The 26,245-nt window shown below is 33.5% G+C and carries 23 protein-coding genes; 10 read left to right on the top strand and 13 right to left on the bottom strand.

What is annotated here, in order from left to right:
* Positions 1-336: glycine/sarcosine/betaine reductase complex selenoprotein A (gene grdA, locus B9N53_RS01355; RefSeq protein ID WP_094203378.1), on the top strand; the 336-nt coding region annotated here is incomplete at its 5' end.
* A gap of 195 nt (positions 337-531) precedes the next feature.
* Here the strand turns inward: grdA (B9N53_RS01355) and B9N53_RS01350 are convergent.
* Both B9N53_RS01350 and selA read right to left on the bottom strand, forming a co-directional pair.
* Positions 532-1,665 carry a hypothetical protein gene (locus B9N53_RS01350; RefSeq protein WP_094203374.1) on the bottom strand — a complete coding sequence of 378 codons (1,134 nt, stop codon included), beginning with the start codon at positions 1,663-1,665 and terminating at the stop codon, positions 532-534.
* A gap of 260 nt (positions 1,666-1,925) precedes the next feature.
* Entirely contained in the window at positions 1,926-3,314 is a 1,389-nt protein-coding gene (gene selA, locus B9N53_RS01345; RefSeq protein ID WP_094203373.1) for an L-seryl-tRNA(Sec) selenium transferase, read from the bottom strand.
* Between the two features lie 332 nt (positions 3,315-3,646).
* On the opposite strand from selA, the gene B9N53_RS01340 reads away from it, so the two are divergent.
* The 7 genes from B9N53_RS01340 (at position 3,647) to grdD (ending at position 10,360) form a co-directional block, all read left to right on the top strand.
* Positions 3,647-4,021 carry a GrdX family protein gene (locus B9N53_RS01340; RefSeq protein ID WP_094203372.1) on the top strand — a complete coding sequence of 125 codons (375 nt, stop codon included), beginning with the start codon at positions 3,647-3,649 and terminating at the stop codon, positions 4,019-4,021.
* A 21-nt stretch (positions 4,022-4,042) separates the two neighbouring features.
* Positions 4,043-4,363 carry a thioredoxin TrxA gene (gene trxA, locus B9N53_RS01335; protein ID WP_002835444.1) on the top strand — a complete coding sequence of 107 codons (321 nt, stop codon included), beginning with the start codon at positions 4,043-4,045 and terminating at the stop codon, positions 4,361-4,363.
* Between the two features lie 99 nt (positions 4,364-4,462).
* Positions 4,463-5,755 carry a glycine/sarcosine/betaine reductase component B subunit gene (locus B9N53_RS01330; protein WP_094203371.1) on the top strand — a complete coding sequence of 431 codons (1,293 nt, stop codon included), beginning with the start codon at positions 4,463-4,465 and terminating at the stop codon, positions 5,753-5,755.
* A gap of 56 nt (positions 5,756-5,811) precedes the next feature.
* Positions 5,812-6,288, top strand: coding sequence for a glycine/sarcosine/betaine reductase complex selenoprotein A (gene grdA, locus B9N53_RS01325; RefSeq protein ID WP_080545251.1), 477 nt, complete (start codon positions 5,812-5,814; stop codon positions 6,286-6,288).
* A gap of 18 nt (positions 6,289-6,306) precedes the next feature.
* Positions 6,307-7,617, top strand: a complete 1,311-nt coding sequence (gene grdB, locus B9N53_RS01320) for a glycine reductase complex selenoprotein B (protein WP_094203370.1) — start codon at positions 6,307-6,309, stop codon at positions 7,615-7,617.
* A 39-nt stretch (positions 7,618-7,656) separates the two neighbouring features.
* Positions 7,657-9,204, top strand: a complete 1,548-nt coding sequence (gene grdC, locus B9N53_RS01315) for a glycine/sarcosine/betaine reductase complex component C subunit beta (protein WP_094203369.1) — start codon at positions 7,657-7,659, stop codon at positions 9,202-9,204.
* 10 nt (positions 9,205-9,214) lie between these two features.
* On the top strand, positions 9,215-10,360 hold the full coding sequence (grdD, locus tag B9N53_RS01310; RefSeq protein WP_002835450.1) for a glycine/sarcosine/betaine reductase complex component C subunit alpha: 1,146 nt from the start codon (positions 9,215-9,217) through the stop codon (positions 10,358-10,360).
* Between the two features lie 163 nt (positions 10,361-10,523).
* On the opposite strand, the gene B9N53_RS01305 is transcribed toward grdD, so the two are convergent.
* Together B9N53_RS01305 and B9N53_RS01300 are read right to left on the bottom strand one after the other, a co-directional pair.
* Positions 10,524-11,396: a YitT family protein gene (locus B9N53_RS01305; protein WP_094203368.1), complete on the bottom strand. Its 873-nt coding sequence runs from the start codon at positions 11,394-11,396 to the stop codon at positions 10,524-10,526.
* 101 nt (positions 11,397-11,497) lie between these two features.
* A complete protein-coding gene (locus tag B9N53_RS01300) occupies positions 11,498-12,283 on the bottom strand; it encodes a PfkB family carbohydrate kinase (protein ID WP_094203367.1) in 786 nt (261 codons plus the stop codon).
* Positions 12,284-12,429: 146 nt separating this feature from the next.
* Here B9N53_RS01300 and murC point away from each other — a divergent pair, with 146 nt between their 5' ends.
* Together murC and B9N53_RS01290 are read left to right on the top strand one after the other, a co-directional pair.
* Positions 12,430-13,815, top strand: coding sequence for a UDP-N-acetylmuramate--L-alanine ligase (gene murC / locus B9N53_RS01295; protein ID WP_094203366.1), 1,386 nt, complete (start codon positions 12,430-12,432; stop codon positions 13,813-13,815).
* A gap of 1 nt (position 13,816) precedes the next feature.
* Complete coding sequence (locus B9N53_RS01290) at positions 13,817-14,755, top strand: linear amide C-N hydrolase (protein WP_094203365.1); 939 nt, start codon at positions 13,817-13,819, stop codon at positions 14,753-14,755.
* Between the two features lie 103 nt (positions 14,756-14,858).
* On the opposite strand, the gene B9N53_RS01285 is transcribed toward B9N53_RS01290, so the two are convergent.
* The 9 genes from B9N53_RS01285 to hcp all read right to left on the bottom strand — a co-directional run bounded on the left by B9N53_RS01285 (position 14,859) and on the right by hcp (position 26,181).
* Positions 14,859-16,139, bottom strand: coding sequence for a dicarboxylate/amino acid:cation symporter (locus tag B9N53_RS01285; protein WP_094203364.1), 1,281 nt, complete (start codon positions 16,137-16,139; stop codon positions 14,859-14,861).
* Positions 16,140-16,483: 344 nt separating this feature from the next.
* Positions 16,484-17,851: an MATE family efflux transporter gene (locus B9N53_RS01280; protein ID WP_094203363.1), complete on the bottom strand. Its 1,368-nt coding sequence runs from the start codon at positions 17,849-17,851 to the stop codon at positions 16,484-16,486.
* Between the two features lie 19 nt (positions 17,852-17,870).
* Positions 17,871-18,716, bottom strand: a complete 846-nt coding sequence (locus tag B9N53_RS01275; RefSeq protein ID WP_094203362.1) for a DegV family protein — start codon at positions 18,714-18,716, stop codon at positions 17,871-17,873.
* Between the two features lie 12 nt (positions 18,717-18,728).
* The gene (thyX, locus tag B9N53_RS01270) at positions 18,729-19,490 is read right to left on the bottom strand and encodes an FAD-dependent thymidylate synthase (protein WP_094203361.1); all 762 of its coding nucleotides are present in this window, start codon (positions 19,488-19,490) and stop codon (positions 18,729-18,731) included.
* Positions 19,490-20,878 carry a cysteine--tRNA ligase gene (gene cysS / locus B9N53_RS01265; RefSeq protein ID WP_094203360.1) on the bottom strand — a complete coding sequence of 463 codons (1,389 nt, stop codon included), beginning with the start codon at positions 20,876-20,878 and terminating at the stop codon, positions 19,490-19,492. The genes thyX and cysS overlap by 1 nt, the downstream gene beginning before the upstream one ends.
* 8 nt (positions 20,879-20,886) lie before the next feature.
* A complete protein-coding gene (gene gltX, locus B9N53_RS01260; protein WP_094203359.1) occupies positions 20,887-22,356 on the bottom strand; it encodes a glutamate--tRNA ligase in 1,470 nt (489 codons plus the stop codon).
* 85 nt (positions 22,357-22,441) lie between these two features.
* On the bottom strand, positions 22,442-23,839 hold the full coding sequence (locus tag B9N53_RS01255) for an MATE family efflux transporter (RefSeq protein WP_094203358.1): 1,398 nt from the start codon (positions 23,837-23,839) through the stop codon (positions 22,442-22,444).
* A 1-nt stretch (position 23,840) separates the two neighbouring features.
* The gene (locus B9N53_RS01250; RefSeq protein ID WP_094203357.1) at positions 23,841-24,386 is read right to left on the bottom strand and encodes a GNAT family N-acetyltransferase; all 546 of its coding nucleotides are present in this window, start codon (positions 24,384-24,386) and stop codon (positions 23,841-23,843) included.
* 133 nt (positions 24,387-24,519) lie between these two features.
* On the bottom strand, positions 24,520-26,181 hold the full coding sequence (gene hcp, locus B9N53_RS01245) for a hydroxylamine reductase (protein ID WP_094203356.1): 1,662 nt from the start codon (positions 26,179-26,181) through the stop codon (positions 24,520-24,522).
* Positions 26,182-26,245: the final 64 nt, after the last annotated feature.

Below are 26,245 nucleotides of genomic sequence, written 5' to 3'. Positions count from 1 at the left end.
GCAGGAGCTATGGACTTAGAAAACCAAAAGAGAGTTAAAGACTTCGCTGAACAATACGGAGCTGAAAACGTAGTGGTTCTTCTAGGTGCCGCAGAAGCTGAAGCTGCAGGTCTTGCAGCTGAAACAGTAACAGCAGGTGACCCAACATTCGCAGGCCCATTAGCAGGCGTTGAACTTGGATTGTTAGTTTACCATGTTGTTGAAGAAGAATGTAAAGAACAATTCGATGCTGACGTTTATGATGAACAAGTTGGTATGATGGAAATGGTTCTTGACGTTGATGAAATCGCTGAAGAAATGAACGATATCAGAAGCGATTATTGTAAATTTTTATAAAATCTAACATTTCACTTAAAGTGAATATTCTTCTTATTATTATTTAAAAAGAAAACAGCCTTTAATTAGGCTGTTTTTTGTTGGATATTTGATTTTTATAATAAATTATTTTGTTATTATTTTATCTGATTAATAGTAAATTCTTATAAATAAACTCAATCAAAAAAGTCAGCGATGTAAAATCGCCGACTTAATTTAATCTTCAAATTCAATATTATTTCTTTGTGCTGCTTCCATTCTTTGTTTTTTAGCTTTTCCAGATGCACTTCTAATTATCATCCATGCTAAAAGAACCATTCCTATATATCCATTAACAACGTAAACGATGTTTACTAATGAGTCAAACTTCAAAGTCAATCCAATGATTGCCCCAACTACACCAGCTATTAAAGTAAATAATTTGTATTTCTTAGTGCCTTCATCGAAGAATCTTCCTGTTACAGTCCATAACAATGGAACAGATGTTGTAAATATACCTAACATTATAAATATCGAGAATATTGTCGCAAGAACTGGATGAATTTTACCTGCTAAAACCAACACCGGAATTTGTGAATCGTACAAATCTGGTATTGATAATATAATTGCTATACTCATGATGAATATTGCAACTGAAAATCCTGTAGATCCAACGAAAACTCCAGCTTCTGCATCTTTTAAGCTCTTTGCCTTGTTCCCAACTTCTGCCAAGAATGCAACCAACCATATCATATTAAACCCTACATATGAACCAGCTGCTAGGAAGAAGTTCTTACTAGCTACTTTAATTTCTCCACTGTTAACTAATTTTTCAATAAGATCAAGACTTGATTGTAAATTACCCATATTCATGAATATCGAAATTAACCCAATTACTATTGCCATTATCGCAATAACTGGTCCAATCTTTCCAATAACATCTACAATCTTACCTAATCCAAGCATTACGACTAAAATAACAACCGCAGCCATAATAGCTCCACCTACATATTTCGGTGCATTAAAGTGTTGAACAGCTGTCGCTTGTGCACCAGCAATCATTACTGTATAAGATAAGAAAATAAAAAATACTGCGTAGTAATCTACAATAGTTCCTATCTTATTTCCACACATCAATTTGTAAATTTGGTTTGGTTTTTCAAATTTTGAATAATAACCATCGTTTAAAAATGATAATCCTGCAAACGTAAACAAACCAAAACAAATCATAATTCCTATAAGTCCATATAGTCTATATGAAGAAAAGAATTGTAAAATTTCTTGGCCCGTTGCAAATCCAGAGCCTATAAGTAATGCAATAAACGCTCCAGCATAGGTGATTACCTGACCTATGTTATACTTTTGTTTCATAATTTACCTCCTATTGATTTTTCTTCTGATTGACATTATTTAGTGTATCGTTTTCCAAAAAATGCAAAGAGTTAAATATTATTAACTTAAAAATTTCACATTAAAACAATAAACAATAAAAAAACAAGGATCAAATCCTTTTTAGTCATTATAACATATTAATTCTAACTTTGTAAATATTTTCCTACATTTTTTCTAAATTTTTTGTTCAAAAAGTCAAAAATCCCGAATAAATAATCCGGGATTTTCCTCATAATTCTCTACAATATATTAGATTTAATTACATTTACAATTCTTTCAAAATCTTTTTCGAAAACACACCTTAAATCCATGAAGAATGTGTCATCGTGAACAGTTCCGATGATATGTTCATCAGATAATCTAAGTCTACGTTCAAATTCTGATACTTTCATTTCAGGCTTAACAGCAATAGAATACGAATTTAATTTGTCTAATGGATATGCCCCACCGCCGACTTCGCTTTGAGATTCTACAATTTCCATTTTTAAATCCACTTCTTTTTCTATCATAGATTTAAGTTTTTCTGCTTTCCTAAAAATTTCTTCTTTTGGCATGGATATCATCTTCAATGTCGGGATATTTGCAATTGCCTTTTCATCATCCAAGTAGAATTTTAGAGTTTCTTCCAAAGCACCTAGTGTAAACTTGTCAACTCTGAACGCTCTCAATAATTGATTCTTCTTGATTTTAGATATCAATTCTTTCTTTCCAACAATAATTCCCGCTTGAGGTCCGCCTAAAATCTTGTCACCAGAGAATGATACCAAATCAATTCCTTCATTTATACAATCCTTCACAGTTCTTTCATAACTAAGGCCAAACTTAGACAAATCAATCAATGAACCTGAACCCAAATCTTCTATTAAATGTATGCCTTTTTCATCACACAAATCTCTCAATTCATCTCCACTTACGCTTTCGCTAAATCCTACTACAGAATAATTGGAAGTATGAACTTTCATTATAAGAGCAGTTTCTTCATTAATATTATCTTCATAGTCGTATAAATGTGTTTTGTTAGTTGAACCAACCTCCACTAATTTAGCACCAGATTTTTCCATAATTGAAGATATTCTAAAAGATCCTCCAACCTCAACTAGTTCTCCTCTACTTATGATAGCTTGTTTGTTTTGAGCTAAAGTATTTAGAGCAAGAAAAACAGCAGCCGCATTGTTGTTCACAACTACAGCATCTTCTGCTTTTGTAATTCTTTTTAAAAGTTCTACAGCATGAACATATCTAGAGCCTCGTTTACCTTCATCTAAGTCGTACTCTAAATTCGAATAATTTCCAGCGATTTTACACAAGTTATCTACAACTTTTTCATTTAACAACGATCTACCAAGATTTGTATGTAAAATAACTCCTGTTGCATTTATTACTGGTTTCAATGATGGTGAAAAGTTTTTGTCCATAAGTTCAAATGCTTTGTCGATAACATCTTTGTTATAAAAATCAAACTCTTCTTTATTTAATATTCTATTTCTAAAAAATTCTATGGATTCTCTCACAGAATCTTTAATTAAACTTTCAGGATATTCTTTATAAGCTTTTAAAATTTCTTCTGATTCTAAAATTTCTGAAACTTGAGGAAGTTTCTTGAACATTTCTTGTAAATTAGCTCCCATTTTTATTTGCCCTCCATTTTCTTCTATATAATATATACGTATTTGACATTAACTTATGAGTAAATTATAATATAAGAGCAGAGAATTGTCTATCATATAGCGATTGGAAGCTCGTAATCGCTTTTTAAATCAGAATAGAGTTCGAATTTTTTATTTACGTATTAATGTTTTGGTTTTAACAAATTGAATTTCTTTTAGTAAAGTAATTTGTGATTTTTTATGAGCGGTTATTATGATTTCCTATATATGATTACATTTGAGTGATTTTGTTATATAATAATATTGAGCTAGAAAATAGCTTATAACGAATCAAAAGACAGGTAGGGTAAAAGATGTTATTAATCACAAACAATGAATTTTTTAAAGATGCTATCAAAAGGAACGATGTGACAGTTGAATACATTGATATCGACTACATCGGAATTTTGAAAAAAGCACGCGATTTAATTCATCAAAATTATCGCCTAGTCACTCACCCACTTTATGGATCAGTAAAACCTAACGAAACTGTTTTTAGATCCGTTATTTTGGAAAAGGGTGACAAATTTGATACTGATTCTTTGATGATGATTGAAGAATCTATCAACACTGCAACTAAGTTTATGAATATTTCTAAACCAAAGCGTTGGCCAGCTGAAATCTTAGATGATTTCAGAGTTGTCGATTTCGACATTATTAGTCAGACTTTGGATAGAATATTAATATAAAAATTTTAGGAGGCATTTGAAATGTTAGAATTAGACAAGAAAACTTTTGAACCAGAAGTATTAGAAGCTGAAGGATTAGTATTCGTAGACTTCTGGAGTGACGGATGTGAACCATGTAAGGCACTTATGCCAGGCGTTCATGAATTAGCTGAAAAATACGGTGACAAAATTAAATTCTGTTCACTAAACATTACTTCAGCTAGAAGAGTTGCTATCAAACAACAAGTATTAGGATTACCAACTATGTTAATGTACAAAGACGGTCAAAAAATTGATGAAATCAATAAAGATGACGCTAATTTGGAAAACATAGAAGCAATGATCCAAAAACACTACAACTAATCTCAAGCTAGATTAAAGTAGAAGTAAATTAGTTAAAAACTCATTAGGGGTCACTCCCCTATTGAGTTTAAATAAAAAATTATTATAGGAGGTTAAGATATGCGTCTTGAATTAGGTAAGATTTTTATTAAAGACATCATCTTTGATGAAGGTGAGTCAAGAATCGAAGACCACATTTTGTATCTTAATAAGAAAGAATTAGCAGATGTATCAGGTGTAGCTGATGATGAACACTTAGAATCAATTGATTTTGATATCGCTCATCCAGGCGAAAGCACTCGTATAACACCAGTTAAGGATGTTAACGAACCAAGAGTTAAAGTTGAAGGTGGAGAAATATTCCCAGGAATATTAAACAAAGTTGATCCTGTTGGTTCAGGTAAAACTATCGCTCTTAAAGACATGGCTGTTGTTACAACAGGTAAAATCGTAGGATTCCAAGAAGGTATCATCGATATGTCAGGTTTAGGTGCTGAATACACTCCATTCTCTAAGACAGTTAACTTAGTAGTAACTATCGAACCAGTTGAAGGTGTTAAACAACACAATCACGAAGCTGGAGTTAGAATGGCTGGTTTAAGAATCACTGATTTCATCGGTAGATTAGCAAAAGATTTAGAAGCAGATGAATGGGAAACATTCGAAACTCTTCCAATCTTAGAACAAGTTAAACAATATCCAGAATTACCAAAAGTTGTATATGTTTACATGTTACAAACTCAAGGTTTATTACACGACACTTATGTTTATGGAGTTGACGCTAAGAAAATTATTCCAACTTTCTTATACCCAACTGAAATCATGGACGGAGCAATTTGTTCAGGTAACTGTGTAAGTGCTTGTGACAAAAACCCAACTTACGTTCACTTAAACAACGGTGTAATCAGAGAATTATACAAAGAACACGGTAAATCAATCAACTTCTTAGGAGTTGTAATTACTAACGAAAATGTATACTTGATGGATAAGATCAGACACTCTGACATGACTGCAAAACTTTGTGAATTCTTAGGAGCTGACGCTGCTATCGTATCACAAGAAGGTTTCGGTAACCCAGATACTGACTTAATCATGAACTGTAAGAAGATTGAAGGTAAAGGAATCCAAACTGTTATCATCACTGATGAATATGCAGGACGTGACGGTGCTTCTCAATCATTAGCAGACGCTGACCCAGCTGCAAACGCAGTAGTAACTGGTGGTAATGCTAACCAATTCATCACTTTACCAAAGATGGACAAAGTAATTGGTCACATCCAATTCGTTGACACTATCGCTGGTGGATCTGATGGAGCATTAAAAGATGACGGTACTATCGAAGTAGAAATCCAAGCAATTACTGGTGCTACTAACGAAACAGGATTCAACAGATTAACAGCAAAAACTTATTAATTAATAAAAAAGATTTATTCAAAACAAAATATATTTAAATTTAAGAAAGGAAAGTTATGGGATTTTTAGAAAATAAAAAAGTTATCATAATTGGAGACCGTGATGGAATTCCAGGTCTTGCAATTGAAACATGTGTAAACACAGTTCCTAACACAGAAGTAATTTTCTCATCTACAGAATGTTTCGTCTGAACTAGTGCAGGAGCTATGGACTTAGAAAACCAAAAGAGAGTTAAAGACTTCGCTGAACAATACGGAGCTGAAAACGTAGTGGTTCTTCTAGGTGCCGCAGAAGCTGAAGCTGCAGGTCTTGCAGCTGAAACAGTAACAGCAGGTGACCCAACATTCGCAGGCCCATTAGCAGGCGTTGAACTTGGATTGTTAGTTTACCATGTTGTTGAAGAAGAATGTAAAGAACAATTCGATGCTGACGTTTATGATGAACAAGTTGGTATGATGGAAATGGTTCTTGACGTTGATGAAATCGCTGAAGAAATGAACGATATCAGAAGCGATTATTGTAAATTTTTATAAAGAAAGGAAGTAAGCTTAATGGATAAAATTAAAGTTGTTCATTATATAAACCAATTCTTCGCTGGTATTGGTGGAGAAGAAAAAGCTGATACAAAACCATTTATAGCAGAACAATTACCTCCTATCTCAGCTCAATTGCAAAAAGCATTGGGAGAAGATTTCGAAGTAGTTAGAACTGTAGTATGTGGTGACTCATATTTCGGTGAAAATATGGAAGCTGCTCAAAAAGAAGTATTGGAAATGATTAAAGAAGCTAATCCAGACTTCGTAGTAACTGGTCCTGCATTCAACGCTGGTAGATATGGTGTTGCTGCTGGTACAATGGCTAAAGCAGTTAAAGATGAATTAAATATCCCTGTATTAACAGGTATGTATCCTGAAAACCCAGGTGCAGATATGTACAAAAAGGACGTTTATATCGTAGAAACTAAGAATAGTGCCGCTGGTATGAGAGACGCTATGAAGAAAATCGGTAAATTAGGTCCTAAGGTTGCTAAGGGAGAAGAAATTGGCGCTCCTAAAGAAGAAGGATATATCGAAAGAGGAGTTCGTGTTAACTTCTTCTCAGACAAAATCGGTTCTCAAAGAGCTGTTGAAATGCTTATTAAGAAAATTAATGGCGAAGAATTCGAAACAGAATATCCAATGCCTGCATTCGACAGAGTTGAACCTGGTAAAGCTATCAAAGATTTATCAAAAGCAAGAATCGCTCTTGTAACTTCTGGTGGTACAGTTCCAAAAGGAAACCCAGACCACATCGAATCATCTTCAGCAACTAAATACGGTTCTTATGATTTCTCAGGAATCAATGATTTAACAGCTGAAAACTCAGAAACAGCTCACGGTGGATACGACCCAGTATACGCTAACGAAGATGGAGACAGAGTATTGCCTATCGACGTTATGAGAGAATTAGAAAAAGAAGGCGTTATCGGTTCATTACACGAAACTTGGTATTCAACTGTAGGTAACGGTACTGCCGTTGCTAACGCTGATGCTTTCGGTACTGAAATTGGTGAAAAATTATTAGCTGACAACGTAGACGCAGTTGTTCTTACTAGTACCTGAGGTACTTGTACACGTTGCGGTGCAACGATGGTAAAAGCAATTGAACGTACAGGACTTCCTGTTGTTCATATTTGTACAGTTACTCCTATCTCATTAACAGTAGGTGCTAACAGAATTGTCCCAGCTATTGCTATTCCTCACCCATTAGGAAACCCAGCATTAACTAAAGAAGAAGAATATAGCCTTCGTAAAAAGATTGTTATGAAAGCATTAAACGCTTTAACTACAGAGGTAGAAGATCAAACAGTTTTTGAAGACTAATTCAAATATAAATAAATAATAAAGGAGAATAGTTAACAGATGAATTTTCCAGTATTAAAGGGAGCTGGCTATGTATTAGTCAACACTCCTGATATGATTATCCAAAATGGATCAACATGTCAAACTGAAAGAGTAGTAAACCCAGATTCTGAATTCTTAAAAGAAGTTGGAAAACACATTAGAAGTTTTGATGAGGTAGTAAAATATCTTCCTAACCAAGTTTATATAGGAAATGTATCTCCTCAAGAACTTGAAAACTACGAAATGCCATTTACTAATCACTCTTACGAAGAAGGTAAGGCTGATGGTAAAATGGGTAAAATCGTAAAACAAGACGTATTCATCGCATTATTACAAATGTCTGATGCATTCGACTTAGTAAAACTTTCTGAAGAATTCGTAAACGAAATCAAACCAGTTATCGAAAAAGAATATCCTATTTTAGAACCATATTTCGGTCACCTAAAAGGATCTGATATTTCAAATGCTCAAGAATTATTCGACACTCACATGGCAGAAGCTTTATACCATGACGGCAAAGTATGTGGTTATATCAAAGCAGCTCATGATATCGACGTAAACTTAAGCGCTCACACAATGTTCGAAAACTTAGTAGTAAAAGCTTCAGGTGTATTAGCAGCTGTAGAATTAGTTACTAAGAACGACATTAACAGAGATGATATAGATTATGTAATCGAATGTTCAGAAGAAGCCTGCGGAGACGTTAACCAAAGAGGTGGCGGTAACTTCGCTAAATCTATCGCTGAAATCGTAGGATTACAAAATGCAACAGGCTCTGATACAAGAGGATTCTGTGCAGCTCCTATTCACTCATTAATCGAAGCAAGTGCTTTAGTTAAATCTGGTGTTTATAAGAATGTTATGGTAGTAGCAGGTGGTTCAACTGCTAAATTAGGTATGAACGCTAAAGACCACGTTAAGAAGGGCTTCCCAGTTCTTGAAGACGTAGTTGGTGGATTTGCAATTTTAATCTCAGAAAATGATGGTGTTCACCCAGTATTAAGAACTGACATCGTAGGACGTCACACAGTTAAGACTGGTTCTTCACCACAAGCAGTTATCTCAAGCTTAGTATCTCATTCATTAGAAGAAAATGGATTAAAGATTACTGATGTAGATAAATACTCTGTAGAAATGCAAAACCCAGATATCACTAAACCTGCCGGAGCTGGAAATGTTCCTGAAGCTAACTATAAGATGATCGCTGCCCTTGCTGTTAAACAAGGAGACTTAGACAGAAAAGAATTAGCTAATTTCATTAAAGAAAAAGGCTTAGTAGGTTGGGCTCCAACACAAGGACACATCCCATCAGGTATTCCTTATGCAGGACATGCTATTAAAGACTTAACTGAAGGAGATTACAACAGAGTAATGTTCGTTGGTAAAGGTAGTTTGTTCCTAGGTAGAATGACTAACTTATTTGATGGTGTATCTATCGTTATGGAAAGAAATGATGGTAAAATGGAAGATGAATCATCAGTTTCATCTGAATCAGAAAAGGATCAAATTAAGAAAGTAATCGCAGAATCCATGAGAAAACTAGCTGAAAATCTTTTAGCAGAATAGAGGTGTAGACATGGATAATAAAAAAATTTCCGAAGTATTTCTTGAAATATCTGAAGCTATCGAAAGCGGAAAATTTGGTAAGAAAGTAAAAATCGGTCTTACTACTTTAGGTAGTGAACACGGTGTTGAAAACATGAAAAAAGCTATTGAATTAGCTGATTCTGATCTTTTTGAAGTAGTTGTTATCGGTGAAAAAGTTGATGATGAACATGAAACTTATGAAGTTGATAACGATGAAGATATGTACAAAAAGATGGAAGAATTACTAGACAGTGGTGAAATTCAAGCCTGTGTAACTCTTCACTACAACTTCCCTATCGGTGTTTCAACAGTTGGTAGAGTAATCACTCCTGGTACTGGCAAAGAAATGTTCTTAGCTACTACTACAGGAACTAGTGATACAGAAAGAACAAAAGCTATGGTAAGAAATGCAGTTGCAGGTGTTATCGCAGCTAAATCTTGTGGTATCGCAAAACCAACAGTTGGTATTTTAAATATCGATGGTGCAAGACAAGTAGAAAAAGCTTTGAAACACTTCAAAGACAACGGATTTGATATCGAATTTGCTGAAAGCCAAAGAGCTGACGGTGGTATCGTAATGAGAGGTAATGACCTTCTTATGGGAAGCTGTGATGTAATGGTAACTGATTCATTAACAGGTAACTTATTAATGAAGATGTTTGGTTCATTCACATCAGGTGGTAACTACGAAACTACTGGTTTTGGATATGGTCCTGGTATCGGTGAAGGCTACGAAAGAAACATATTTATAGTATCTCGTGCTTCAGGTGCTCCTGTAGTTGCAAATGCTTTAAAATATGCTTACCAAACAGTAGCTGGTGGAATTGATAACAATAAAAAATCTATCTATAAACAAGCTGAAAAGGCTGACTTCAAAGGCATCTTAGATTCTTTAACTAAGAAAGAAGCTCCAAAGGAATCTTCTGAAGAAGTTAAAATGCCAGACAAAGAAGTTGTATCTGCAACAATCTCAGGAATTGATATTCTTGAAATTGAAGATGCTGTTCAAGCTTTATGGAAAGAAAATATATACGCTGAAAGCGGTATGGGCTGTACTGGTCCAATCGTTCAAGTGTCTGATGCAAACTTAGATAAAGCATCACAAATACTAAAACAAAATGGTTATATAGAATAATTCTATAGGCTTTTAAAAAGATGTGTGATTTTTCACACATCTTTTTTTTGAGCTGTTTTAAAATTTTTCCCTAATTGTTTTTTCCCTACTCTTCTTTCCCACTAAAAAAACCTCAGATTAAAAGTTTATTCAAACTAATAATCTAAGGTTATCTTCAATTAAATTACTCTATTATATTTCTCCATCTCCAACCGTATGTTTCACTTGCATTACATACAATAACGAAAGCTAATGGGTCTATTTCTTGGATGTATTTTTTTAACATAATAAAATCTCTGTTGCTTACAACTGTTTGAACGATTTCTTTTTCCATGCCTGAATAAGCACCCTTTGCTGTGTAAATGTTAGCAGATCTTGTAAGATTGTCTACTAAGAATTTGCTTACTTCATCAGGCTTTGATGTGGTAATCGTGCAAAGTTTTGATGTATTCATCCCATTAATAGTAAAATCTATTATTAAACCGTTAAGTACAGTACCTACAAGTGAGTATATAGCTATTTCTGTTCCGTAGGCATACCATGCTGATAATGTGATAAGGAAATCCACCATCAAACATCCTTTACCCAACTCAATTCCCAAGTATTTGTTCAATATCTTAGCGAATATGTCAGAGCCGCCTGTTGAGGCGTAATTATTAAGTACAATCCCTACTCCTGTTCCATAGATCATTACTGCTGCAATCAATTGAATCATTTTTCCTTCAAACAATGGTTTTTCCATCGGAAATAAAATATCCAAAATCCACACCAATAAACTAAGTCCCAATGAACAAATTATAGTTTTAAGTCCAAATGCCTTTCCAAGCATGATAAATCCTACAATAAATAAAACCGTGTTGATGATAATCAAAATAGGACCCGTCGAAATAGGAACGAAATTACTTATTACAATTGCCATACCAGCTGCCCCACCTAATGACAATTTATTTGGTGCCAAGAAAAAATGAATTCCCAATGCAATAAGGATTACGCCTACTGCCATCATAATCACGCTTTTTCTTTTATTTCTCTTTTCTAAAGCGTCTAAATCAATCATATTATCCCCCTAGTATTTTATGCAATAATATTATAACAATTGAATATACAATTTACAACGATATATTCATTGATTTCTAATAAATATTTGATAATTCTAAATTACAAAATATCTATAAATCTTTCTATTGGCAGTCCTCGTGCCTTGTCCCTAATATCCAATGAAAGCTTCAGTAGTTCTGTAGTCTTCAAACTAGCATACTTTGCCGATTCAAAAATCGATTTGTTTTCTGAATACTGACTTATGAATAACGCTGAAAACAAATCCCCCGTTCCCGCATAGGATGTGTCGATGTATTCATAATAGATTTTATCTGATACAAAATGCTCATCCATACAGAAAACAAAATGCTCATCATTTTCTTCTACGCTTGTAATAACGGCATATTTGGCGCCCATTTGTATAAGTTTTTCTGCCACATCGTTAATCGGTTCATCCATCTTACTAGTTATCATTCTAGCTTCAGTTTCATTTGGAATAATTACTGTAGCTACGTCGATAAGTTTTCTAAAATTTTCAATGTTATCTTCGTCCAATCCATTGTACAGTTTGCCATTGTCTGCCATAATAGGATCCACAATAACATCTGGTGAGTTTTTTTGTTTTGCGATAAAATCTTTGATTATGTCCACTTGTTCTAAACTATATAAAAATCCAGTAGCTATCAAATCAAAGCTAAAATCCAATTCTTCCCAAACTTTTGTAGCTTGTTTCATGTATTCTGTCGTATCTAATATAGCAAATTTGCCGTAATCCAATGTGTTACTTACAACAGCCGTTGGCAGATTAAAAACGCTTTTACCTTTGTTGCTCAAGACAGGAATCATACAACTAAGAGCGACTCTCCCATATCCTGGCATATCGTTGATTAGTAATATATCTTTCATCTTCTCTCCTCCATCTAATTATAACACTAAAAGCGTATTTGTATATCAAATAAATCTTAATCATTTTGTAGATTTTCAAGCTCTGAAAAGCTCAAATTTTCTCAATTTTTTGTGATATAATATCAGGTGGAAATAAGGAGGGGCTTATGTTCAATTTTAATATAGAAGAGCACAAATTTAAATATATACATTTTATAGGAATCGGCGGAATATCAATGAGTGGTATAGCTGAATTGTTGAACCATTACGGATACAAAGTTTCTGGGAGCGACAGAGAAGAATCCGACGAAACTAATAGACTAAAAAGTCTAGGAGTTGAAATATTTATCGGACAAAGAAGAGAAAATATCAAAAATCCTGACTTAATAGTATACACTGATGCAATCTTAGACGACAACGAAGAATTAATCGCTGCAAGAGAGCTTGGAGTAGACGTGGTAAGTAGAGGAGTTTTCCTTGGCGCACTTATGAGAAATTACAAGTACTCCATTGGAGTTAGTGGATCTCACGGTAAATCAACTACAACATCAATGATCGCGAAGATTTTAATCGATGCAAAAGTGGATCCATCTATACTTTTAGGTGGAAAATTAGACGAAATTCAAGGCAATGTTCACTGTGGAAATAGCGAATACATGCTTACAGAAGCTTGTGAATATAAAGCAAATATTCTCAACTACTATCCTTCAATGGCTATTATTTTGAATATCGATGAAGATCACTTGGATTACTATAAAGATTTGAACCACATTGTTGCAACATTCATTGGCTACATGAAAAACTTGGACGAAAATTCCAAAGCGATTATAAACATAGACGACAAAAACTGTGAACCATTACTGTCTCATATCAAAGGAGAAATCATAACATTTGGTATTGACAATGAAAAAGCTGATTACAACGTCCACGATATAACTTTTAATGAAAATGGCAATCCTACTTTTGTAATTTCATCTGAAAAATTCGACAAAGACGAAGAATTCTCACTTTCTATAATTGGACGTCACAACATATACGATGCAGCGGCTGCGATTATCGCATGTTACGAATTCCACATCGATATCGACACTATAAGAAAGAATATGAAAGAATACCAAAATCTTCATAGAAGAATGGAAACTGTAGGATTTTACAAAGGTTGTGAAATAAAGACCGATTACGGCCATCACCCTACTGAAATCAAAAATACATTGAAAGCATTAGATGAGCACAAAAAGGGTAAATTCTACTGCGTATTCCAACCCCACACTTACTCAAGAACTAAGATGCTATTGGATGATTTTGCCAATGCATTCTATGATTGTGATGAGGTTATAGTAACTGAAATATACGCTGCAAGGGAAAAATTTGACAGCAGCATTCATTCCACAGATTTGGTCGAAAAACTAGTTAAAAATGGCGTAAATGCAAAATACTACAAAACTTTTGAAGAAGCACGTGATTATATTCGTTCTAAAGTTTCTGACAATGACATGGTCTTGACTACAGGTTGTGGAAACCCTGATGTTCTTGCAAAGATGATTGTGGAATAATATGTGTACAACAATTATTGTAGACTATCCACAAGGCTCTGTGATGGCGCGTACACTTGATTTTGAAGTACCTTTGGAATACAACATGATTTATATTCCAAGAGGCTTTCATTATGCTGACGATTTGTATCACAAACCAATGCGTTCGAAATATAAAATGATGGGAATGTGTTTTAGAAATCTGTACCCTATCAAAGACGGTGTAAATGAATATGGACTGTGCGGATGTACGAATATGTTTATCGCGAATAATTTGTTCAGCAATCACCCAATTGAAGGAAAAATAAACACAAATTCACTACATTTCATGAATTTTGCGCTAGGAAATTACAAAACAGTTGAAGAATTGTTAAACGATTTGGACAATATTCACCTAGCTAACAAAGATATTGACGGAAATTCTGTGATATGTCCTGATTTCCACTTTATGTTTGTCGACAGAACTGGTGATTCAACGGTTTTAGAATACAAAAATCACAAATTGGTCCCATGTGGAGACAATCCTAAGGTGATGACTAATTCACCAAAATATTCTTCGCACGTTAAAAGATACGAAAAAGCAGTCGGTGATCTGTCCAAATTCAATCAGATAAAAGATTTGACGGGAGCTTATGATCCTGTAAGTAGATTCATCAGAGCAAAATACATCCTGTCAACTCACAAGAAATCCAATAATGTTAATGAAGCATATTCATCAGCATTCAGCATCTTAGAGCCTCTAAAAATCACTGAGGGCTTCTTTAAGAACGATTCACATGATTACTATACATTTACTAGGTATATCAGCGCATTCGACACACAGACCGCTTCTATGGCTGTTAGAACGCATTCCAATACTCAAACGTATCTGATAGATTTTGATGATATTCCTAATGAAAATGAAATATACTCATATTATTTTGAAAACAAATTAGAATTTAAAAGAATTAATAAAGGATAGGCTTGGCTGCCTATCCTTTTGGTTTAGCTTTCATAAAATACAACAATCTTCAAAAAAATAGAAGCTATTTTGTAATTAACAAAATGCTTCTACTTTTAATCAATTATGCATTATATTTTTCCATATCTAAATCGTGTTGCATAGCTGCTACCATAACACCAGTAGATCCACCTGCGTGAACGTTAGTTGAAGTACGTGCCATATCTGCAACACCTTGGATTGGGCTTAGTACTAAAATCATTTCAACTGGTAATCCCATTGTAGCAAAGATTGCTGTAGCTTGAATTGTTCCTGTTCCTGGTACCCCTACTGTTCCCATTGAAGCGAACAAGCATGAACCAACCATGATTAAATATTGAGTAGCAGAGAATGGAATATTAAGCGCATTGATTGTAAACATCGCTAATAAAATTGGCCATACTGCTGCACATCCTGGCATACCAAATGTAGTACCAATTGATGCTGCAAATGATGCAATTTCTGTTGGAGTTCCCATCTCTTCTTGTTCTTTAATATTTGCTGGCAAAGATCCAATTGAACTTTGTGTAGTGAATGCTATCAACCATGCCGGGAAGAATTTGCGTTGGAACTTGAATGGATTGATGTGTGCAATCAAGCTCATCATAGCTGATGTAGTGATGAATGTGTGGAACAAGCATGCTACATAAACCATTAATAATAAGAATAATAATGATTTAACAAATGATAAATCCAATGTAGCTACTTGGTTAGCTAATAAAGAAAGAACTGCATATGGAGTGAATTCGATGATTTCTCCAATAATTTTGTTCATTACTTTGTTACCAGCTTCTACAAAATCTAAGAATGGTTTGATTTCTTCTTTATTATTGTATCTAAGTACAACTATACCGATGATAATTGCGAAAATTACGATAGGTACGATTTTGTTGTGACTCATACTGTCAATAATGTTTTTAGGGAAGAAACTTACAAATACGTCTGCAAAAGGTGGAACTTCCTTAACCTTATCTGCAACATCCATTTTGATATTTGCATTCATTCCTATATTTACTAATTTACCTAAAATTATAGACAATATAGCAGCTAAAACATTGTGTAAAGCTAAAATTATAATTGTTTTGCCACCCATTGATCTTAATTTTTCTGAGCTTTCCAAGGATGCAACTGTAGTTATAATTGAGAATAATAATAGTGGAATTACAAATGCTTGTAATAAACTTGAAAATACACGACCAAATATTGCTACATAGTCAGTGCTTCCTTTGAAAATAAGTCCTACTATAGCACCCATTGCTGTAGCTAATAAAATTCTGATCATGAATGAAGTACCTTTTTTCTTCAAACGATCGATAACTACGCACAATGCGAAAGCTACAGCTAAAGCGATTAAGCTTTTAATCATTTCAACATCTCCTTTATATATTTTTGTCACACTAATCTTATCATATTGTCTTATATTAGACAATGATATTTAATTAGTGCTATCGTTTTCATTATTTTTTATTTATTGTATTATTCAATATATCAATTTTCCCTGTAAATTCAAACATTTATTAAATTTTTCCAAAATTTACAAAAATTTTAATTTGACAAAAATTTTAGAATAATTTTATAATTCTCACTTATTATCGTTAATATATCAACGTTTTTTGTTTGTTTTACTTAGAATTGACATTTCAAAATATTATTTCATTTTTGTAATATATAGGTTTTCTCAATAAAAAAGACCGATGTTAAACATCAGCCTTATCTTTCCCATCTACCTCGTTTGTAAATTATAAATCCCACAATTACTGTCAATCCATTTGACACTAACATCGATATCCAAATTCCTGTAGAGCCAAGATTAGTCAAACTCTTCAGTATCATAATAAGTGGAAGGCGAAGAACCCATAATCTTGCAAGTGACAAATACATTGTAAGTTTTGTTTTTCCAACACCTTGGAAGAAACCATTAATCGCTGAGAAATACCCCATGAAAAATGTAATTATCGCTGAGAAGTACATGTACTCACTCGCTTGTCTCCAAAGTTCAATATCTGAACGATCTTTTATAAATATGGATAGCAATTGATCTTTGAAAAGCAAAATAATAATCGCAGATGCAAGTGAGAAGAATGTTATGATTATATTTGCGCGTTTGAAAATATCCTTGCTTCTTTCTTTTTTTCCCGCTCCAATATTTTGTCCAGTGATTGATGTAAGAGCCATTCCAATTCCTATAGCGCCTTGGTTGAATATATCAGACAATCTGTTGCCCATTGAAAATGCAGCAAGTGTCGTTGTGCCGTATGATTGAATAAATCCATTAAGAACAGTGAATCCAATGGCCTCTCCACTTGATCCAAGCGAAGCTGGAATTGCAATCGAGAATATGTGTTTGATTATTCCCATATCAAGTTTGAAGTTTTTAAAATTAACTTCGATTTCAGATTCTTTTTTGACAACTCTTACAGCAAATACAACTAATAAAACTTTGGATAAAACAGTCGCCCATGCAGCACCTGCAAGTTCCATGTTAAGTCCTGGAATTCCCAAAACATTATCAAAAATAAAGAACGGATCTATAACGACATTTGTAACGGATGATATTGTCGATATAATCGTCATTGATTTAGTTCTTCCTTGAGAATTCAGTATAGATTGATATCCAAAAAATATCATATCAAACAAAAGCCCAACAGAGTTTATCGCAAGGAATATGTATGATTTGTACTCAAAGCTTCCTGTCGCTCCCATCCATCTTACAATAAATGGTGCGGTAATTACGCCTAGAATACTGAAAATTACTCCAAGTACTGTCGTGAGAATCAAAGTATGAACAGCATAAACTGAGCAGTCTTTTAATTTTCTTGCTCCAAGTCTTTGACTCATTAAAGAAGTAGCTGCCACACTTACTCCAAGGCCCACTGCTATAAACAAATAAAGCACCGGCCAAGTAAAAGATGTCGCAGCATAGTCTTCCGAGCTAATTCGAGCTACATATATTCCGTCAGTTATACCATAAAGGGTTTTGATTAGATTACTAATCATCAATGGGATACTTAATTTAAAAATCACATCCGTAATATTTCCGTTTGTAATAAATTCTATGTTACTTTTTTTGTTTCCCATCCACTCGCCCCCTATTAATTTATAATTTAAAATATCCTATTCCAAATAATCCTGGTCCAGTATGAATACTCAATGTAGGTGCAATTTGTCCTTCATAGTAGAACTTTGCTCCTTCAATTAAATCTTTCATACTATCCTTCGCTATTTCCATAGCATTTTTATTGTCGCCATTTAATAAAACCAAGTAATAATCCTTGATACCATTTAATTCTTTTTTCACTATATCAATAGCGTGGTTGATGTTTTTCATTGTACCACGATTTTTTTCTACTGTATAATATTCTCCGTCTTCATTACAAGATATTATAAGCTTCAAATTTAATAAATTACCAACGATTCCAGTGATTTTACCAATTCTACCACCCAATGTTAAGTATTTCAATGTATCCAAAGTAATGACTGGAACTGAATCTTTGATTTTGGATTTCATGGTTTCTATTATAGATTCTAACGAAAATCCTTCATCGATTAATTTTCTGGCAAAAATGGCAAAAAATCCTGTTCCGATAGAAATATTTTTTGAATCAAATACTTCCACTTCTACATCTTCCACTTGGTCTTTTGCTAACATAAAAGCATTGTACATCCCACTTAATTTTGAAGAAATTGAAATGCAGATTATCTTGTCAAATCCCTTATTTTTAATTTCATTTAATTTATTAACGACATCTCCAATTGATGGAATGGAAGTTTTTGGAACTTCTCTATCGATGTTTTCGTATATATATTTAGGTTCAACAGTGTAATCATCGTAGGAAACATCCGAATAGTTTATTTGAAGTGGCATCAATTCGATGCCGTATTCTTCAGCTATTTTTGGTGTGATTTCACTACCTGAATCTGTTAAAATTGCGATTTTTCCCATAATATCTCCTAATTAGTCAAGGCTATTAAAATATTCTCTTACTTCTTTTATTTTTCCACAAGTCATCTTGCCTTCTGGACAACTTCCTTTAACACAACCTGGTCCTGCTTTTTTGAAAATTTGTGGACACACTTTTTTCGCTTCGATAAGCATTAGTGTCGCCATTTCTCTGATTTCCCATTGTGCTCTTTGACAACATCTAGCTTCAAAGAAATGCAACAGTTCACGTGCATTCATTGTCATGACAATTTTTGTCTCAGTCGCATTTGAAAACACGTATCTTGCATCTTCAATGGAACTTTTTTCTGACATTGATTTTGCTTTTTTCTCATCAACTCCAGATTCGATTAATTTGTCGTATTCTTCTTGTATCAGAATTTCTGTAAGTTCATTGTAAGCATCAATTGTCTGTTTCATGTGGTTTTCGTAGATTTCTAAAGCCTTTGGATTGTTTTTTATTTTGGGAGGAATAATGTATTCGTAATTATTCGCTCTCACATATCGTTGTGATTTTTGAGAGAAACTCGCTAATCTGTGTCTGACCAATTGGTGGGTCAAAGTTCTAGATACACCCTCAATTGCAAAAGTAAAACTAATGTGTTCGACTGGTGACATGTGTCCCAAATCCATTAATTTATCTATGAAATTTTCTACATTTTCCTCAGTTAGTCCTTCTTCAATCTCCATAACAGAACTGTCTGAATAGCAAAGTTTTGCACTTGATGCGACAAGTTTTTGTGCATCAGGAGTGTATCTAATTAGATTAACCTTCATTAATTACTTCTCTCCCATATAACTCCATCTCTTGTGTCTTTCAACACAATTCCCATAGATAAGAGTTTGTCTCTTATTTCGTCTGCCTTTTTGAAGTCTTTTTCTTTTCTAGCAGCATTTCTTTGTTCAATCAAATCTTCAATTTCAGAATCCAAATCATCGTCATCTTCTTTGAATAAAATTCCCAAAACATAAGAAATATCATCCATCAATTTCTTAGCGTCAAGCAAGATATATTTAGATGTATTTTCATTGTAATTTTTGTTGATATATTTAATGAAATCAAACAATACACTAATTGCATCTGATGTGTTGATGTCATCATCCATAGCTTGTTCGAATTTTTCTCTGAATGTTTTTATATTATCATCTTTTTCTTCTTTTTCAGAAGAGTTTTCCAAAATTCTATTCAAAAATTTCTTAGCCGTGTACAATCTTTCAAGAGAATTTTTCGTAGCTACTAATGTGTCGTGACTAAAATCAATTGGATTTCTGTAGTGAACTGATAACAACCACAATCTGATAACTTCCAAATCAAATTCCTTTTCTATGTCCTTTAACAAGAAAAAGTTATTCTTTGATTTGCTCATTTTTTCCTTGTCTACAGTTATCATTGAGTTGTGTAGCCAATAATTTGCAAAGTGAGCCCCAGTGCATGTTTCTGATTGAGCGATTTCATTTTCGTGGTGTGGGAATTGCAAATCTTCTCCACCAGCGTGAATGTCAATAGTGTCACCCAAAATTGATTTACTCATTACAGAGCATTCCAAGTGCCAACCAGGTCTTCCCATTCCCCATGGACTTTCCCAAGCTGGTTCACTTTCTTCTTTTCTCTTTTTCCACAAAGCAAAATCCATTGGATTTTTCTTTTCGCTGTTGACATCAATTCTTGCACCGGCACGTAAATCATCTATATTTTTCTTAGATAATTTGCCGTAGTCTTTTGCTTTTGTGATATCGAAGTACACATTGCCATCGACATTATAAGCTGCACCTTTGTCTTCCAAAGTTTTAACGAATTTAATCATTTCGTCGATATATTCAGTAGCTTTTGGATGAATTGTGTCTTCTTCATCGAAATTAAGTCCCGATACATTATCCAAATAAGCTTGAATGTATTTCTTAGTGATTTCTCTGAAATCTATATCTTCGTCTTTTGCTTTATTGATAATTTTGTCGTCGATATCAGTGAAGTTGCTTACAAATTTAACATTATATCCTTTGTAAATAAAATATCTTCTCAAAGTATCAAATACCACAATAGGTCTTGCATTTCCAACGTGAATATAATTATAAACAGTAGGACCACATACGTATATACCGACATTTTTTTCTTTTATTGGTTTAAATTCTTCCTTTTTTCGTGTCAGTGTATTGTATAACTTCATATCTTCTCCTATCTATTTAAAGCTTTGTTTATCCTATCTAAAACTTCTTGTTTGCCTAAAACTACCATAATAGAATCCAAGTCTGGTCCATGAACATTTCCAGTAACCACAGCTCTTGTAGTCATCCACAAATCCTTACCCTTGATTCCTGTTTTCTTTTGAACTCTCTTCATAATTCCTGATGCAAATTCTTTTTCGATTTCATCAACTGATTCGACTTCTTCTTTTAATGCATTCATTAATTCGTCTAATTTTTCGTAGTTTAAGAATTCCTTAGCATCATCATCCATTTCGTAATCCTTGAACAAGAATTCAACTTTTTCAGTAATCTCTGCCAAATAATCCAATTCTTCTTTGAATAATGAAGCAATTTCTAATAATTTGTAATCTGGATAATCTTCAGAAATCACACCATCTTCAACCAAGTATGGTTTTAACATTGATGCTAATTTTTCGTTTTCTATTTCTTTAATATAATGTCTGTTGATCCAGTTTAATTTTTCTGTATCGAAAACTCCGCCAGATTTCGAAACTCTACTGAAATCAAATTTGTGTTCCAATTCTTCCATCGACATAATTTCTTGGTTATCTTCACTTGACCAACCTACTAGTGCTAGATAATTGTCGATGGCTTCTGGTAAATATCCTTTTGTACGGAAATCTTTAACTGCAACGTCATCATTTCTCTTAGATAATTTCTTACCTGATTTGTTCAAAACAACTGGTAAGTGAACGAATTCTGGAACATCCCATCCGAAACATTGATACATATACACATGCTTTGCTGTTGAAGAAATCCATTCATCACCACGAACAATGTGAGTAATTCCCATCAAATGGTCGTCAACTACAACCGCAAAGTGATAAGTTGGAAATCCGTCTGATTTTATCAAAACTTGATCGTCCATATCATTAGTGTTGAAAGTAATCTTACCTTTAATCGCATCGTTAAATGTGATTTCTTTGTTTTCAGGAAGTTTCAATCTAATAACATATTCTTCGCCATTTGCAATTCTTTTTTTAGCATCTTCAATGCTAATTCCTCTGCAAAGTCCGTCGTATTTTGGCATCAAGCCGTCTGCTTTTTGTTGTGCTTTTACTTGGTCCAATCTTTCTTTTGAGCAAAAACAATAATATGCGTAACCTTTTTCGATTAATTCGTCGATATATTTTTGGTACAATCCTTGTTTTACTCTGTCAGATTGAACGTAAGGACCACATTCACCAACTTCAGTTACTTTGCCTTCATCATCAAGGACAACACCTTCGTCTGGATCAAGCCCTGCCCATTTCAATTGTTCCAATAAATTTTCGATAGCACCGTCAACATATCTAGTTCTATCAGTATCTTCAATTCTCAAAAGAAATTTTCCGTTATTTCTTTTAGCATACAAATAATTATATAAAGCTGTTCTAAGTCCACCAATATGCAAAAATCCTGTTGGACTTGGAGCAAATCTTACTCTTACTTCACTCATAATATCCTCCATAAAAAATAAATTTAACTTATTTTATTATATCACAAATAGCCAAAATCAGCATTTATAAATAAACTCAACGCAATTATTTCGCCAAGTTTTTTACCCAAATTTTCTTTCCAACCAAATACAATCCCAAAACAACCTTGTACAAATCAATCACAGAAATTATCAAATACATCAACACGACATTTAAATCTGTAAATTTTGCCAATAAAAACGAAATTGGATACGAAATCAAAACTATTCCTACAGAATCAAAAAGTAAAGTCAGTACAGTTTTGCCACCGCTTCTGAGCGTAAAATATGACGCATTGTACAAAGCAGATATCCACAAAAATGCGCCACCAACCCTAAGCATATTTGTCGCCATCAATTTTACATTATCAGTTGTATTGTAAAATTCTGGAAAAAGCGGCGCCAAAATAATCAACACAATTCCAACTACAAGTGCCAACATAAATGAGAACACAATTAATTTCCTGTCGGTATCTACAGCCTCATCTACATTTCCACTTCCCAAAAGTCTACCTACCATAATCGAAATACAATCTCCCATCGCCAAGTTAAAAACGATGAAAAGTCCTATAATTGTTTGAGAAATATTGTAGGCCGCCAACGCTTCAATACCTCTTGTTGAATAAGATTGTGTAATCGCAGCAATCCCCAAAGAATACAAAACTTCATTGATAATCAAAGGAATTCCCGCAACAGTTATGTTTTTGAAAAGACCTGTATCTATGTGGAAATTCTTGAAAAAATTAGAATAAAATGTGAATCTAAATTTATTCTTGTTTGCAAAATAAATAAACAATGAAAGTTCAACAAATCTTGAAATAACAGTCGCAATCGCAGCTCCCTTTGGTCCCAATGCTGGAAATCCTAAAAGCCCAAAAATCAAAACCAAATTGAACGCAAAATTCACTAAAACAGTAATAATCGACGTTATCATCGGAAGTCTAGTTTCACCATTTACCCTCATTGAAGAAGAAATCGACTGGGAAAAAGCAAAAGGAATAAATCCAATAGTCATTGTTTTTGTATAATCAAGTGCAAATTTCATAGTTGTAGCAATGTTTTTTGCAGTATCTGTGTCTGGATTCATAAATAAATACAATAATTTCTCGCCAAAAACCCAGAAAATTAAAACGCTAATCACGGAAACTATAAAAGATAACACCACATCAAAATACAAACAGTTTTGTACGTTCTTGTAATCTTTTTTACCTGCAAATTGTGCCGCAAAAATACTAGCTGCTGACACGAGACCGAAAATTGCCAAGTTGAACACAGTAATCAATTGGTTTGCCACAGAGACTCCACTCATAGCAAAAGTTCCAGTCTGTCCAACCATAATATTGTCCAACATATTTACAAACGATGTAATAAGCTGCTGAATAATGATTGGAATTGCTAGTACCAATACTCCTTTGTAGAAATTTTTATCCCCAAAAAACTTACTTTTCTTTAATGCTAAATTCAATCTATCCCTCCTTCAAATTTTTAATATAATAATAATTGCAAAGCTTATTCGTTCCATCGAAGTTTTCATATAAATGTTCACCGTAAAATGTGAATCCACATTTTTCAATAACTCTTATACTTCTATTATTTTCAACAAAACAGCTGCAAGAAATATAATCGTAATCCAAATCCTCAAGCAAATGATTGGTAAAACTCTTCACAACCTTCGTCATAATCCCGCGATTCCAATAATTTTTGTTCAAACTATATCCGATTTCAACCCCAGTCTTATCTTCAAATTCTGGCTGTTCATACAAATAATCGTCTTCGTACACTCCAATCATTCCTATTAGTTTGTCTTCCAGAAAAATTCCGTATTCTAATTTTGAATTTATGAAATCTTTTAAAATTTTCTTAGATTGTTTGATGGATTTGTGTGGTTTCCATCCTGCAGATGGTCCCACCTCTTCTTGAATAGCGTATTCATGAAAATCATCCAAATATTTCATCTCCAACGCTTTTATTTCTATATCTTCACATTTTAAAATAAAATTTTCGTACTTCATTTGTATCTCCAAAATTTTTCAATCTATATAATAATATATCTTTAAAAATTTTAAGTCAATCGATTTTAAGCTCAATTCTACAATCAAAAAAGAGCCCTTTCGGACTCTTCATTTAACAAATTTCTAAGAAATTTTATTTTGTTTTAATTCCAAATTTTTCCATATCTTCATCAACTTCTCCTATTGGAGCAATTCCAAAATTTTCTACCAAAACATTGGCTACATTTGGAGATAAGAATGCAGGAAGAGTTGGTCCGAGATGAATATTTTTAACGCCTAAACTCAAAAGTGCAAGTAGTACGATTACTGCTTTTTGTTCATACCATGCAATGTTGTAGCTAATTGGCAAATCGTTGATATCATCAAGACCAAAAGCTTTTTGTAAAGCTTGGGCTATTACAACTAATGAATATGAATCGTTACATTGACCTGCATCTAATACTCTTGGAATTCCATTGATATCTCCTAGGTTTAATTTGTTGTATCTGTATTTTGCACAACCAGCTGTCAAAATAATTGTGTCTTTAGGCAATGCTTTTGCGAAATCTTCGTAATAATTTCTACCTTTTTGTCTTCCGTCACAACCAGCCATTACTACAAATTGTTGAATGTCTCCATTTTTAACAGCTTCAACAACTTTGTCTGCCAAAGCTAATACTTGATTGTGTGCAAATCCACCGACGATTTTTCCGTGTTCAATTTCTTTTGGAGATTCACATTTTTTTGCAAGTTCTATGATTTCTGAGAAATCTTTGTGACCATTTTCATCTGCTACAATGTGTTTCATTCCAGGATATGCTGCAACGCCAGTTGTAAATACTCTGTCTTTGTAAGAATCTTTAGGTGGAGTTATACAGTTAGTAGTCATCAAGATTGGACCATTAAATGATTCGAATTCTTTGTCTTGTAACCACCAAGAATTCCCGTAATTTCCTACGAAATTATCGTATTTTTTGAAAGCTGGATAATAATTTGCAGGTAACATTTCGCTGTGAGTGTACACATCTACTCCTGTGTTTTGAGTTTGTTCCAAAAGCATTTCCATATCTTTCAAATCGTGACCGGAAATCAAAATTGCAGGATTGTTTCTAACTCCGATGTTTACTTCTGAAATTTCTGGATTTCCGTATGCAGATGTATTTGCGCTATCCAAAAGTGCCATTGCAGCTGCACCATTTGATCCAGTTTCTAATGTAAGAGCTATCAAATCTTCTACGGACAAACTATCGTCCATTAACTTTGCTAACGTACTTTCCATAAATTCGTCGACATTGTCGTCAAATTTTCCCAAAACATTAGCGTGTCTATTGTAGGCTGCCATTCCCTTCAATCCATAAGTAATAAGTTCTCTAAGACTTCTTTTGTCGTCATCCAAAGTATTTAACACGCCGATAATTTGTGATTTCAATTTTAATTCATCATCGTTTTTTTCGTTATACAAAGCTGCCTTTGACAAATTTTCTTTGTCATCTAATCCTTCGATTAATTTTTGGTTCAAATCGATAGTTTCTTTTACTTTTTCTAATAAATCTTCGTAGTGGAAGTTTGCATTAGTTATCGTAGTAAACAAATTATTGTTGACATAAGAATGTAGGTTTTTGATATCCTTGTTTTCTTTTCTCATTCTAGTTAGGATTTCTCCCAATCCTTTTGTAACCCATACCAACAAATCTTCGATGTTTGCTACATCTGATGTTTTACCACACACACCTCGTTTTGTACATGCAATGTTTTTTGCAGTTTCTTGACATTGATAACAAAACATTTCTTCATTTTTTTCAATAGTTTTTTCCATTTTCTTTCCTCCTGATTTTTTTCTAACTTATGATTTAATTATAGTTAATCAAAAGTATGTGTTT

Origin of the sequence: Finegoldia magna (genome assembly GCF_002243175.1) — a bacterium.
In the GTDB taxonomy this organism is placed as follows: Bacteria; Bacillota; Clostridia; order Tissierellales; family Peptoniphilaceae; genus Finegoldia; species Finegoldia magna_J.
Note: the sequence above shows the minus strand (reverse complement) of the source record. Positions and strands in the feature narration are given on the sequence as shown.

Excerpts from the sequence above, each read along its gene's own strand:
- cysS (WP_094203360.1), bottom strand. The coding sequence starts at position 20,878 with ATGAAGTTATACAATACACTGACACGAAAAAAGGAAGAATTTAAACCA.
- selA (WP_094203373.1), bottom strand. The coding sequence starts at position 3,314 with ATGGGAGCTAATTTACAAGAAATGTTCAAGAAACTTCCTCAAGTTTCA.
- B9N53_RS01300 (WP_094203367.1), bottom strand. The coding sequence starts at position 12,283 with ATGAAAGATATATTACTAATCAACGATATGCCAGGATATGGGAGAGTC.
- B9N53_RS01305 (WP_094203368.1), bottom strand. The coding sequence starts at position 11,396 with ATGATTGATTTAGACGCTTTAGAAAAGAGAAATAAAAGAAAAAGCGTG.
- B9N53_RS01280 (WP_094203363.1), bottom strand. The coding sequence starts at position 17,851 with ATGGGAAACAAAAAAAGTAACATAGAATTTATTACAAACGGAAATATT.
- trxA (WP_002835444.1), top strand. The coding sequence starts at position 4,043 with ATGTTAGAATTAGACAAGAAAACTTTTGAACCAGAAGTATTAGAAGCT.
- B9N53_RS01275 (WP_094203362.1), bottom strand. The coding sequence starts at position 18,716 with ATGGGAAAAATCGCAATTTTAACAGATTCAGGTAGTGAAATCACACCA.
- B9N53_RS01350 (WP_094203374.1), bottom strand. The coding sequence starts at position 1,665 with ATGAAACAAAAGTATAACATAGGTCAGGTAATCACCTATGCTGGAGCG.
- B9N53_RS01285 (WP_094203364.1), bottom strand. The coding sequence starts at position 16,139 with ATGATTAAAAGCTTAATCGCTTTAGCTGTAGCTTTCGCATTGTGCGTA.
- B9N53_RS01290 (WP_094203365.1), top strand. The coding sequence starts at position 13,817 with ATGTGTACAACAATTATTGTAGACTATCCACAAGGCTCTGTGATGGCG.
- B9N53_RS01340 (WP_094203372.1), top strand. The coding sequence starts at position 3,647 with ATGTTATTAATCACAAACAATGAATTTTTTAAAGATGCTATCAAAAGG.
- grdD (WP_002835450.1), top strand. The coding sequence starts at position 9,215 with ATGGATAATAAAAAAATTTCCGAAGTATTTCTTGAAATATCTGAAGCT.
- hcp (WP_094203356.1), bottom strand. The coding sequence starts at position 26,181 with ATGGAAAAAACTATTGAAAAAAATGAAGAAATGTTTTGTTATCAATGT.
- gltX (WP_094203359.1), bottom strand. The coding sequence starts at position 22,356 with ATGAGTGAAGTAAGAGTAAGATTTGCTCCAAGTCCAACAGGATTTTTG.
- B9N53_RS01250 (WP_094203357.1), bottom strand. The coding sequence starts at position 24,386 with ATGAAGTACGAAAATTTTATTTTAAAATGTGAAGATATAGAAATAAAA.
- murC (WP_094203366.1), top strand. The coding sequence starts at position 12,430 with ATGTTCAATTTTAATATAGAAGAGCACAAATTTAAATATATACATTTT.
- thyX (WP_094203361.1), bottom strand. The coding sequence starts at position 19,490 with ATGAAGGTTAATCTAATTAGATACACTCCTGATGCACAAAAACTTGTC.
- grdC (WP_094203369.1), top strand. The coding sequence starts at position 7,657 with ATGAATTTTCCAGTATTAAAGGGAGCTGGCTATGTATTAGTCAACACT.
- B9N53_RS01330 (WP_094203371.1), top strand. The coding sequence starts at position 4,463 with ATGCGTCTTGAATTAGGTAAGATTTTTATTAAAGACATCATCTTTGAT.